This window comes from Lacipirellulaceae bacterium, assembly GCA_040218535.1.
Classification (GTDB): domain Bacteria; phylum Planctomycetota; class Planctomycetia; order Pirellulales; family Lacipirellulaceae; genus Adhaeretor.
Genome location: JAVJRG010000012.1, coordinates 363,581 through 375,668 on the forward strand (window position 1 = coordinate 363,581; position 12,088 = coordinate 375,668).

Consider the following 12,088-nt stretch of genomic DNA (forward strand, 5'->3'; position numbering starts at 1 on the left):
CTGGCGACAATGGTGGCAACCGAGCGAGGTGTCGCTCACCGACTATTACGTCGACAGCTTGAACCATTCCTGCCACCTAATTTCTATTTCTTCCTTGAGTGAAACACCGTCCACTGCCGCCGATTTGATTCCACGAACGTCGTTTCGTGAAGACCTGGATGTCTTCCTACGGTGTGCTGTTGAATGCGTGGCTAAGAACACAAGGCAGGAAGGCGACCGTTTGATCATAACGCTGACTGCTGATCAACGGGCTGCTTTTGGTGACGCGGAGGAAGTCGACGCTGATTTGACACCTGGCAGCTCTTTCCACGAGTGGTTGCTTGGGCAACTTGCTTCAGAAACGATCCCCCTCCACGCACGTCCGTCCAAGCAACCTCTGACGGTAAACGACTTAGTCTCTCCATTGTTCGCAGCCTACGAGGTTGAAGGGGGACAAGTGCATTTGGGGGGCTGCCAACTGACTGATCATCCCTTCTTCCGATTGACTTTTGCCGAAGACGACAAAACGGTCTGCCACGTGTTCGTCGCTCCCGACGGTTCGACGGTCGAGGATTCGCTCGTTCGCGAGCTGGGACTTGATGAAATCACTTCGTTCGGCGAACGCCATCCGCGGATCGACGATGCCGCGATTTCCGCACTACGAGGTGCCGGGCAAAGAATTGCTTCGAAAGCTGCAAGCAGCAGGAATCCTGATGCGACGGTCGGCCAACCGCTAGCTGCGACGATTGTCTGGATTCGACATGCTGATGGGCAGCTTCAATTCACCATTGGCGAGTCGACTGCGACTCAAGCGTTCAGTAGCTGGGCCCGCTTGCTCAAGCCGCAGCCATTCGTGGCGCGGTTCTCAGGAGCGAGTGGGTTCAATCTAGCAGCTACTGATGACGGACGTATCGACCTCGCGGATCAGATCGAAGCATGCGAGCATTCCGGTCGAAGGGTCCTCAGACAGGACCTGATCGAATGTTCCGTCACCAGTCAGAAGGTTTTGCCTGAATTCACGGAAGTTTGTGCAGTCGTTGGACTACCAGCCTTGAAGAGCGAGTTCGTCACTTGCGGCATGTGCCTGCAGCGAGTGAGCAAAGCAGCATTGGTCGATCAGACAGCTAGCGAGCTGCGTTGTCGTGCTTGCCTAAGCCTCAAAAAAGTCGGTAAAGATGACCCGAGGCTAGTCTGGATCTTCGGCGAACACCCAGGACTCGACCGGTGGGGTCGCTGGCAAATGGCGGAAACGGAAGCCGTCTACATTGCTCAGGGGGCGACCCTTACCAAAAGGCTGCTGGTGGTTGTCGATAAGGAGACCCTGGGAGTCCGTAGGTTAGCCACTTCGGGACTCCTGAGTCCGGGCTGGGTCGACGTGAGCGAGGCGACGCAGAGCGATCTTCTAAAATAGTGCCGCTCGAATGTCCTAAAGTTAGGCCTTGGCTGCAATTACGGCGTTTTCTTGAGCCTGGCAGCAGGGTGGGGTTATTCTGAAAATAACGAGAAAACGCTGGACTTAAAGGTTGACGTGAATACAATTTATAAGCTGGAAACGGCTCAAACCCCCTCATAGCCGCTTACCTCCAGACGCACGCAGTCGTAAGTATTTTTTTCCGTGGTTCTTGCCCCGCCTGAGGTGTCCAACCTTACCAAGACCATTGCATAACGCAGTGACGAGCGAACTGTCCTCTAGGTAGTCCCTCATAACTGTTCGCAAGCTCTTGGCCGTTGTGCATTCTCTCCTGAGGCAACCCTCGCCAGTTGTGGCTGACTTACCTGATTGTGCTGACTAGGTCCGGGGCAGTGGATCTAACAAGGCAGGAGCATTGAGGGCAGCGTGAATACGTTGCTGTCGTGCGCTTTGTTGGAATGTTATTACCTATTACAGCCCGTGTGTATGCGTCAATTTCTGTCTGCTATCAAATGGATTGATCGCTTCGCGCTCCCTTAGCGCTAGCTGTATGCAGCTAGATGTGCTGCAGCAGGCTGAGTAGCGGATCGGTTTCCAGCTGAATATTCAGAATTGATGTGAGATTTCGAGAGACTGTTCGAGTTGATTGGACGTGTCACTAGTGGACCTTCAATCAGATACCCGGCCAGTCTCGATTAGGAAAACCTTGGTTAGCCGGGGGCTTCCATGCAACTGTAACTTTTTACCAAATGCAAAGTAGGACGCGACTTACGACCCTTTAGTGTTAGAATTACTTACCTTTTGACGAGATTCAAGCGATGGCAGTCGCCTTGGTAATTCAGCTCGCTCGCTGGTTGAAGAATTTTTCAAGCGGAGCAGTGAAAGTTAAACCTTGTGCTTCTCAAGAGCTATCTTCTCCTCGCCATGTCTCGTCAGGACAAACCGCATTTAGAGATACCTTCATAAGAGACTTCCGAAAAGAATACGCTACGCCCGCAGCGCCGGTGGCATGGGACCTCCCCTCACTCTGCAGTCCATGCCCGCTTCGCCCTTCTCGTATTCTTCTCCGCAGCGATAACATTGGCGCACCATCGAGAGCTTCTCGACCGATGTCCTTTGGCCAAGAGCGCCCAAATTGTCGCTCCTGTTTTTGACAAACGAATCCTCCAGATACTCCCCAGGAGATTGACCCTTGTACGACGCAATGTTGGACCAAGACCTTGAGAACGACTCGGCAACCGCTGAGGTCGACGCCGATTTGAATGGCAAAGGCAAGAAGGTCGAAGATGATGATTCCGATGGCGTTTCGATTTCGATCGCTGATGATAAAGCCGAAGAGGATGAAGAGGAGCTTCTCGAGACTGAATCGTGGTCGGACGATCCCGTGCGAATGTATCTTACCCAAATGGGCGAGATCCCTCTGCTAACGCGCCAGGAAGAAATCAACCTTGCCCGCCGCATCGAGACGACCCGTACTTCGTTCCGTCGCCGCCTGCTGGCCTGCGACTACGTGATCCGTGCCGCCTACAAAGTGCTGAAGCGTGTCCACGAAGGACAACTTCCCTTTGATCGCACGGTACAGGTTTCCGTGACGGATCGGCTGGAGAAGGAGCAAATCCTTGGTCGTTTGCCACACAACTTGGCAACCCTGGAAACGCTGCTAGAGCGCAATGAGCATGATTACCGGATTGCGACCAGTAAGAGCGAGAAGATGAGCAAGCGTCGCGAGGCGTGGAAACGCCTTGGCCTACGACGCCGTCGAGCGGTCATGCTGGTCGAAGAACTTGGCTTGCGAACCCAGCGCATCGAACCACAGATCGCAACGCTGGAGCAATTCAACAGCCGAGTCATCGAACTGCAGGCTGAGCTGGCCAGATTGAAGAAGAATCGTCGCCCCATGTCGGAGCGCAAAGAAGCCCTGGTCGAGTTGCGAAACATCCTGCGAGCAACGCAAGAAACACCAACCAGCCTGCGAAATCGTGTCAACACTCTGCGCGAGATCTACACCAAGTACCAACGCGCGAAGCGGGGACTTAGTGAAGGAAACCTGCGTCTGGTTGTCTCGATCGCCAAAAAGTACCGCAACCGCGGCCTGAGCTTTCTCGATCTGATTCAAGAGGGCAACGCTGGTCTGATGCGTGCGGTCGATAAGTTCGAGTATCGTCGTGGGTTTAAGTTCTGCACGTACGCTACGTGGTGGATTCGCCAAGCGATCACTCGTGCCGTGGCGGACCAAAGCCGTACGATTCGCATCCCCGTCCACATGGTCGAAACGATGAGCCGCGTCCGCAACGTATCTCGCATGTTGCTCCAACGGCTGGGACGCGAGCCGACGATCGAAGAAACGGCCAAGGCGGCTGAATGTTCTGTCGAAGAAGCACGTCGCGTATTGGCCATGAGCCGCTATCCGATCAGCCTTGACCGACCCGTGGGTAACAGCGAGGACAGCCACTTCGGCGACCTCCTACCAGACTCGGGCGCTGAGAGCCCGCACATCGGTGCTGGTCAAGAGATGCTCCGCACACGAATCACCTCCGTGCTAAAGACCCTCAGCTACCGCGAACGCGAAATCATCAAACTTCGCTACGGCTTGGGCGACGGCTACAGCTACACGCTGGAAGAAGTGGGCCACATCTTCAAAGTGACCCGCGAGCGTATCCGCCAAATCGAGGCGAAGGCGGTTCGCAAGCTCCAACAGCCAAGCCGCAGCCAGGAGCTTTCGGGATTCTTGGATTAGCAAAGCCGCCAAAGCTAGTATTTCACACGACCCCGCAACGTTGCACAGCGTTGCGGGGTTTTTTCGTGCTTGCTGTGGAGTGGAGTTCCAACATCACCGGGAAAAGGATTCAAACTCTTGGGGCCAAAACAATGGGCGGTCTAATTACTTCGTACGAAACGAACTTTGAGCTTGTTCAGTGAGGAACATAGGAGTGCTCTTACAGAGGACTTACGAAATCCGTCGCCGCGCTGCCAAACAACTGACTGCAGCAAAACAGCCCGTCAGTAGGGCCGCAGGCTCAGGCGTTGACACAAACACGCCGCGGACTTGAATCGCGGCAATCTCGACCGTTTGGTCACTTTGGATAATAACGCCCGGCAGTAAAGGAATTCCAATCGTCATCGGAAAGGCAATCAAGTCCTCAAAGAGCAGATAATCTCGACCTTCCACCCCGGGGAAGAAACCTACCGGCGAGGTGTTCGATTGGAACACGCTGGAAAAGTTTAGTTCCAGTGTACTTGCCTCGGTCAGATAGACTGCCACGTCAAATGGTACACTCATGTCGAGCTCGCGAATGGCCAACATCATGCCGTCTTCGAAACGGAGGCTGTCATTCAGCGGCCCGATACCAGGTTGCGTGGTTTCGGAGATCCCTGCGCTTCCGAACGCGGTCACATTCGGCAATGGGGTGAACACGCCTTGAGCTGGCGTGATGTTGAAGCTTTGGCCGAACTCGTCAAGCAACTCCAAGCTATTCGAGTTGATCGAATTAGAATCAATCACATTCCAATGCGTGCCTGTCGGCGAACTCAGCACTCCCCCACTGCCAACATAAGCACCTGCACCGCCAAAATCGAGATTCAAGGTGCGGATGTCTTGTGCAACGGCAAACCGGCCACCGAAAAGTAAGCAAAGGCCAGCAACGAGGCTTGCTAAGTGAGTGAGAGTTTTCACGAGTACTCCGATAAGGCGTGGCGTTGATTCGAAGCGGGAAGGATCGATATTTTTTGAATATAAGCGGCAGTCAAAGACGACGCAAATTTATCCACAAGCATCGCGAACCGCCTTGGCGGGGGGCTTTACATTCCCGCACCGCATGGTAATCTTCCCGTCGTTGAAACAACCCGCGTTGGTGAATCCGCCAAGATTTTGTGCTTGGCTGAACAACAGGGAACTCCGGTGCGATTCCGGGACGGCCCCGCCGCTGTGACTGGGTATTAGGTGTTTGCATTCTACTGAATGCCATTGCCTGCGAGCGTTTTCCACGCTCCGGGTGAGAAGGCTGCGAACACCGCTGCTCAGGAGTCAGAAGACCTACCAATGCTTGTAGCGAGATGTGCTTGCGAGGGCGAGCAACTCGTGCGACCTGCGATTGTTTGACGGCCCCACTAAATCGGGAACGTCGCAAGCGGTTGGTATGTGCTATTCCCTTTATCCCTGCGCAATGAATCCGCCCGCTAAGGGCCGGCGTGCATTTACGCTCGTCGAATTGCTGGTGACAATCGCCGTGATCGGTGTACTTGTTGGCTTGCTGCTACCAGCAGTTCAGGCGGCACGAGAAGCGGCACGGCGTACGCAATGCCAGAATCGCCTGAAGCAGATCGGGCTGGCACTCCACGAGTATCACAACGCGAACGAGGCATTCCCCACGGGATGCGTCGAGTGGCGGCCTTGGGGAAACACAACGAAACGACAACTGGCATGGTCTGCGTTCCTGCTGCCGCAGTTAGAGCAACAGACTCTTTTCGACCAACTCGATCTCAGCAAACCCTTCGACGATCCGGCAAATCAGGCCGCTGAGACGACGCTCGTGTCGTACCTCTGCCCTAGTAACGCAAACTACGAATCGAACCAAGCCAGCGTCCCTAAGACGTTCGGCCGGAGCGATTTCGGCGGCATCTATGGGGAGCGGATCACCGGCCCGAACAACCCGGCCAAAGGAGTGATGCTGCTTGACCGGGCGATTCGAATCTCTGAGATCACCGATGGCACCTCGCAGACGCTGATCGTTGCTGAGGATTCCAGGTCACCCGATGGTCAGTGGATCAACGGTCGCAACTTGTTCGACCAAGCGTTTGCCATCAATGCGGCACCAAGCTTTGAAAACGACATTCGGAGCGAACACCCGGGCGGGGCGAATGGGTTGGCTGCCGACGGATCGGTTCATTTCCTTGCTGAGTCAACAGAAGAACTGGTTCTTGCCGCCTGGTGTACACGTTCTGGCGAAGAGCTGATTGAGGGTTGGTCTCCATGACGAGAACCATCCTACTGATGATATTGCTTGTACTTGCGGTGACTCCACTCTACGCGGAACAAGTCGTGGTCACCTTCGAAGAACTTCCACTCAGCGGTAGCGATCACTACGACGGCTGCGACGGCCCTGATTTCAGTTCGCTAGAAGCTGAATTTCGCACGGGCCAGTTCCTCTTTCAAGGCGACTGTTTCTGGAGTGGCTGGGGATACTCCAACGCGATCGACACCGCCACTGCTGGGGCTGGAAATCAATACAGCGCATATGCGGGTGAAGGCTCCGAAGGATCTTCACAATTCGGCATCGCCTTCAGCGGTCCCGATGGTGGTGGGGGCGGTGTCACACCCCTTGTGATGCTTCCCGAACGGGCGGAGCCGGTTAGCTTGCAAGTGGCGAACTCGACGTACGCGGCCCTCAGCATGTTGCAAGGCGACAGTTTCGCCAAACCCTTCGGGGGAATCTCGGGAAACGATCCTGACTGGTTCCTGCTGACGATCCTCGGGCAAGACAGTTCCGGCACGACACTCGGCGAAGTCGAACACTACTTGGCCGATTATCGCTTCGCGGACCCGGCTAATGACTTCGTTCAAGACGATTGGCAAGAAGTTGATCTCGCACCGCTGCGGGATCTTGGTGTCACGCAGCTTGAATTTCGCTTGACGTCTTCCGACGTGGGCGACTTCGGCATGAACACGCCCGCCTACTTTGTGATGGACAATCTCACGCTGGAAGTCCCTGGCAAAGATTTCGCGGCTGCGGATTTCAATGAAGATGACTCTGTCGATTTGCTCGATCTGAGCCTTTGGCAAACCAACTATGGCTCGATGACCGTTCCTCCCGCTGCACCCCCGGTGGGTGACGCTAACGATGATTCAGTAATCAGCGGCAGCGACCTGCTGATCTGGCAACAACAATACGCACCCTTTGATGCGAGTCTCGCAAACTCGTCGGCGGTTCCGGAGCCGTCGTCGATCTTGTTTGCTGGAATCTCTTTTTGTTTTTTCCTTCACCTTAAAACCTATCGAGAAGACTCATGAATAGACATCTCCGTCTGACAATTCTACTATTGGCCGTCATTGGGCTTTCAAGTACGCAACAGCGCGCCCTACAAGCCGCTGGTAACTTTCCTTCCTATCTCGACAACGGTGTGCTGCCCAGCGAAATCAACGGCTGGGCCAGCAGCGTCGTCGACTACAGTCCCACTTCTGAGGTGGTCGCTTTTGATTCCTTCGATGGCGGACCTCACAACGTGCCCAAGCGAAGTATCGGATACAGCGACGGGCGGACGGTCTCGCTGGGTGACCTTGATAGCGACGCACTCGCAAACAACGAATCACCGGGTTCAATTACGATCCGACTGAGTGGATTCGCTTTTGATGCTCCTGGACCTGACCTGGCGATTTTCGAGAACGCTCTGCCATTTGGTCCTAGCTCTAGCCACGACTTTATTTTCGCTGAGCTAGCTTTCGTCGAGGTCTCGACCAACGGCGTACAGTTCGCTCGGTTCCCTTCAACCTCGCTGAATGTCGAATCGCCCGCAGCAGATCCGCTAGTTCAACTCCACAATCCGTTCGATCTAAGAAACTTTGTGGGGCTGAATACGACCAACATCGATAATCTTGCTGGCATTCACCCCAGCGGCGTCGGGACGCCCTTCGATCTAAGCGATCTTGCTAGCGATCCACTCGTGGTGGCAGGGGAAGTCGACCTGAATGAAATCGTTTTCATTCGGCTTGTGGACATCCCTGGCGACGGTTCGGTCGTAGATTCTTTGGGGAACCCGATACTCGATTCTTGGCATACGGCGGAGTCTGGGGGACTGGACCTCGATGCGGTTGGTGCGATTAACTTCGTCCCCGAGCCCTCCGCCGTTTTGCTGTTTACCGCAAGTTTCTGCACATTGCTTGGCGTCCGCGTAAGGCGACCTAAGCTGTAAGCATATTCATACCCTGAGCGAGGCACTTCAGAGGGGGGTGCCTCGCTTAGCGAAGCGTGGCTCGTGGGATGGTTCGTCATACGATGGACACCTGGACTACTCCAGAATCATCCCGCGGGCTTTTTTTGTGCGCCCACGGACGTTCTGTCCAAATTGGCTAACAATCGCGAAACTAGCGTGAAAGTCACGCAGTTTGCGAATTCTTGCGGGCGAGTTTTCAGTTGGCAGTGTTCAGTTTTCAGTTCTTGTTGCCCACCTGACCTCGACCGCATGAGCGGTAGGAACCAAGAGAATCGATGGCTATTCTGAAAAGGCCAAGAGCAGGCAGACTGAACACTGAAAACTGAACACTGAAAACTCGTGCGTTTGCCCCACGAAGAGAAAAACGCTGCAGCCTGGGACGAGCTTGCACGCAAACAGGCGAAACTCGCCCAACCCGCACGCGACGAAGACTTTCGCGATCCGCTGGCGACGGTTGATCCGCTGGGCTGGCTGGGTGGCGACATTCGTGGCAAGCGTGTGCTCTGCCTGGCGGCGGGCGGGGGTCGCCAGAGTGCCCTATATGCAGCGGCTGGAGCTGTCGTCACGGTTGTTGATCTGAGCGGCGAGATGCTTTCGCTTGACCGTACGGTTGCCTCCGAGCGAGGCCTCGAAGTGCGAACTGTTGAGACTTCGATGGACCAACTCGGCATGTTTGCCACGGGTGAGTTCGACCTCGTCATTCAGCCGGTCAGCACGTGCTATGTTGCTGATGTGGCTCCCGTGTTTGCCGAGGTCGCGCGTGTGATCCGCCCCGGCGGGCTCTACGTGAGCCAACACAAGTCGCCAGTTAGTTTGCAGACCGCGCTGAAGCCCGACGGACAGCATTACCCAATTGCCGAGCCCTATTACCGCGACGGCAACGGACAAAACACTCCCCTACCCTCCCTCAATCAGCCAAGCCGCCTACGTGAAGCGGGCACGGTTGAGTTCCTGCACCGTTGGGAACAGATCCTCGGCGGGATGTGCCGTGCCGGGTTTGTGATCGAAGACCTCATTGAGCCAGTTCATGCCGATGCAGAGGCAGCCGTCGGGACGTTCGGGCATCGAGGGCAGTTTGTGGCACCATATTTTCGCGTGAAAGCGCGACGGATGAGAGACTTTAATTCTGATCGTAAACTCCTGAAGATCTGATCTCTCTAGGTGTTTTCAGCGTTCGGAGATTCTGTCTCTACGCTGCTTGTGGTCCCGATTCTGTCGCCAGGTTGATCAATCAATAACGCTATTTGAGATACTCCAGCGATCACGAAGCCGCACGCCAATGACAATAATTCCCAGCTATCGCTAGTGAGAAAGAATGGCAGTAGGAGCGCAGAATAGAATACGATCCCACAACCTCCATTCGCCGCTAAGAGCGTGCCTGAAACGAACGATCCAAGCAGCCAATAAAGGCCGTCGCTGTGATTAAATAAATGTAAGAACTGGGCCTTGTTAGCCAGCCAACTTGCTATTGCAACAATGAGTGTCAGAACCATGACTTCTGCTATCGAGATTCTCCAAGAATTCTTCTTGCTTGGATCGAGATAACCTCGTCGTCGGACACTAGTAACCAGTGCAACACCAAAGCATGTTGCCAAGACTAATAGGCAACACGCGCCAGAAATTCGCCCCCAAGACTCAAGATCATATTTCAAGTCCTGCCAACAAATGATCAAAACGGCCGTCCAAGGCACCAAGAGCACGGCCATCGCTACCCTCCATAGCCAGTGGTACTTGCCAACTACTACCCACTTGGAGACCAGAAACATCTGGCCAAACACGACACCGCCGCCGAAAACCCAGCCCTCGTAAAAAACTCCTGCTAGAAGCATAAGATTTAATAGAGCCCACAGACCGACAAGCAACCAAGTCAGCGGTCGTTGATAGAAGGTGGGCATAGTCGTGCTAGCGTTCTGATGGAGCGAGTTTCTCTTCTTCAAGTTTACACCACGAACTCTCAAGCAAGCCAACCGTTGAAAAGGGGCTGTATTCAAGCGAGAATGACAACTCCGCGAGACGTAGCTCGCGGGCTAGACATTACTGCCCACTGCCTACCGCCGACTACCCACTTTTGATGTCCAGCCAGCCCCAACAAGACATTTGTTGCCTCATGGGCCAGCCCGTGGCGGGTAACCCGCGGCATTATATGCTGGAGGCGGCCTTTGCCGTGGCGGACCTGGATTGGCGGTTTCTCACGTTTGAAGTCGTCGAAGAAGACTTTGAGCGTGCCTTAGACGGCGTTCGAGTGCTTGGTTTTCGCGGCGTCATGCTCGCACCGCCCCACCGAGCGGCAGCACCCGCCTTATTAGACGAGCTCACCGAATCGGCACGCGTGAGTGGTTCGGTGAATTGCGTTCAACTGACTGAACAAGGTCTGCTCGGCCACAATACTGAGGGGGCCTCGCTGAAGAAACTCGTTGAACAAACGGCATACCTCGAAGATGCCTCAGTAGTCATTCTTGGCGGCGGATTGCGGGCGCGATCGACCGCAGCTGAAATGGCGCTCGCTGGCGTCGGAGAACTGACTTTTGTCTGCCACGAACCCGAACCGTTGCAGCAGTTCGTCAACGGGCTTGTCGAACAGACGCCACTTGCGAACTGCTTTGTGGAACCGTGGCCCGCGGGTGAACCGCTCGCCGTTGCTGAAGAGTGCAACTTACTGGTGAACGCAACCCAAGTGGGTCGACTATCGCCTGATGAGCCGTTGCCGATTGTGGTGGAAAGTCTCACCCCCAGCGTTACGGTAGCAGATGTCGTCTCGAACCCTCCGGAGACTTGGCTACTTCGCCAAGCAGCCGACCAAGGCTGTCCGACGGTCGACGGACTGACGTTGCTCGTCGAGCAAGCGGCCGCGGCGTTTGAAATCTGGACCGGCGAGCAAGCGGACCGCACTGCGATGCGCGAGGCGGTTGAGGAGTTTTTGGCGCTGTAGGGTCCGCAATGCGGACCATAAAGTTCGTTTCCATGAAGTTGGTCCGCACAACGGGCCCTAAGCACTATGCCCACGCTCTTCATCACCGGCACCAGCACCGAAGTTGGCAAGACGCACATCGGAGCGATGATCGCACGATCGCTTGTCGCCAGTGGCGAAAGCGTGGGGGTTTACAAACCGGTTGCCAGCGGCTGTCGACTTGAGGGCGCAGAACTGATCGCCGACGATGCCCTTGCTCTCTGGGAAGCTGCTGGGGAACCTCGCTCGCTGGACGAGGTGTGCCCCCAGAAGTTCCTCGCTGCGCTCTCCCCGCCGACAGCGGCAGCACAAGAAGGAAAGACCGTCGATACGAGGCTCTTACGTACCGGAATCGAAATCTGGCGGCAAAACTACGATCGCGTACTCGTTGAAGGAGCGGGCGGTTTGATGTCACCGCTGTCGGACTCCGACTTCAACGCCGACATGGCTCGCGACTTAGGTGCCGCCCTACTGATCGTGGCGGCCAATCGACTCGGTGTGATCAACGATACGCTACAAACGGTCATCACGGCGAAAGCACGGACTCCGGAATGCCCTCTCGTTGGCGTCGTGCTCAATCAAGTCGAACCACGAACGGACGACGCAAGTTTGGCGACGAACGCAGTAGAGCTGTCTCGCAGACTTCGTGAATTCGAGGTGCCGTTGCTGGCGAGTGCTGGGTTTGGCGAAGAGAGTATTCCAGGTGTTGTCGATTGGCGGAGTGTGTTTTGAACAGTTGATGGGCGAAGGCTTTGAGATGGACTTCGTGCAACCGCAGCGTTGATAAAGATTCGTCCTTTGTGATACGCCGAAGGCGTTACACC

General features: G+C 55.2%; 9 protein-coding genes and 1 riboswitch. Of the genes, 8 read left to right on the forward strand and 1 reads right to left on the reverse strand.

Features of this window, described 5'->3' with window-relative positions:
* Positions 1-94: 94 nt before the first annotated feature.
* On the forward strand, positions 95-1,390 hold the full coding sequence (locus RIB44_15460) for a hypothetical protein (protein MEQ8617971.1): 1,296 nt from the start codon (positions 95-97) through the stop codon (positions 1,388-1,390).
* Between the two features lie 1,192 nt (positions 1,391-2,582).
* Positions 2,583-4,127, forward strand: a complete 1,545-nt coding sequence (locus RIB44_15465; protein MEQ8617972.1) for a sigma-70 family RNA polymerase sigma factor — start codon at positions 2,583-2,585, stop codon at positions 4,125-4,127.
* A gap of 210 nt (positions 4,128-4,337) precedes the next feature.
* Here the strand turns inward: RIB44_15465 and RIB44_15470 are convergent, their stop codons facing one another.
* Complete coding sequence (locus RIB44_15470; protein MEQ8617973.1) at positions 4,338-5,063, reverse strand: hypothetical protein; 726 nt, start codon at positions 5,061-5,063, stop codon at positions 4,338-4,340.
* 159 nt (positions 5,064-5,222) lie between these two features.
* Positions 5,223-5,446: riboswitch (cobalamin riboswitch) on the forward strand.
* A 107-nt stretch (positions 5,447-5,553) separates the two neighbouring features.
* Between RIB44_15470 and RIB44_15475 the strand changes: the two genes are divergently transcribed.
* From RIB44_15475 to bioD, 6 genes are all read left to right on the forward strand, one after another.
* On the forward strand, positions 5,554-6,363 hold the full coding sequence (locus tag RIB44_15475) for a DUF1559 domain-containing protein (GenBank protein ID MEQ8617974.1): 810 nt from the start codon (positions 5,554-5,556) through the stop codon (positions 6,361-6,363).
* Positions 6,360-7,397, forward strand: coding sequence for a DUF4465 domain-containing protein (locus RIB44_15480; protein MEQ8617975.1), 1,038 nt, complete (start codon positions 6,360-6,362; stop codon positions 7,395-7,397). The genes RIB44_15475 and RIB44_15480 overlap by 4 nt, the downstream gene beginning before the upstream one ends.
* Positions 7,394-8,296: a hypothetical protein gene (locus RIB44_15485; protein ID MEQ8617976.1), complete on the forward strand. Its 903-nt coding sequence runs from the start codon at positions 7,394-7,396 to the stop codon at positions 8,294-8,296. The genes RIB44_15480 and RIB44_15485 overlap by 4 nt, the downstream gene beginning before the upstream one ends.
* Positions 8,297-8,656: 360 nt before the next feature.
* Positions 8,657-9,469, forward strand: coding sequence for a class I SAM-dependent methyltransferase (locus RIB44_15490; protein MEQ8617977.1), 813 nt, complete (start codon positions 8,657-8,659; stop codon positions 9,467-9,469).
* A 919-nt stretch (positions 9,470-10,388) separates the two neighbouring features.
* Positions 10,389-11,246 carry a shikimate dehydrogenase gene (locus RIB44_15495; GenBank protein ID MEQ8617978.1) on the forward strand — a complete coding sequence of 286 codons (858 nt, stop codon included), beginning with the start codon at positions 10,389-10,391 and terminating at the stop codon, positions 11,244-11,246.
* 66 nt (positions 11,247-11,312) lie between these two features.
* Positions 11,313-11,996: a dethiobiotin synthase gene (bioD, locus tag RIB44_15500; protein MEQ8617979.1), complete on the forward strand. Its 684-nt coding sequence runs from the start codon at positions 11,313-11,315 to the stop codon at positions 11,994-11,996.
* The last annotated feature ends 92 nt before the right edge of the window (positions 11,997-12,088 follow it).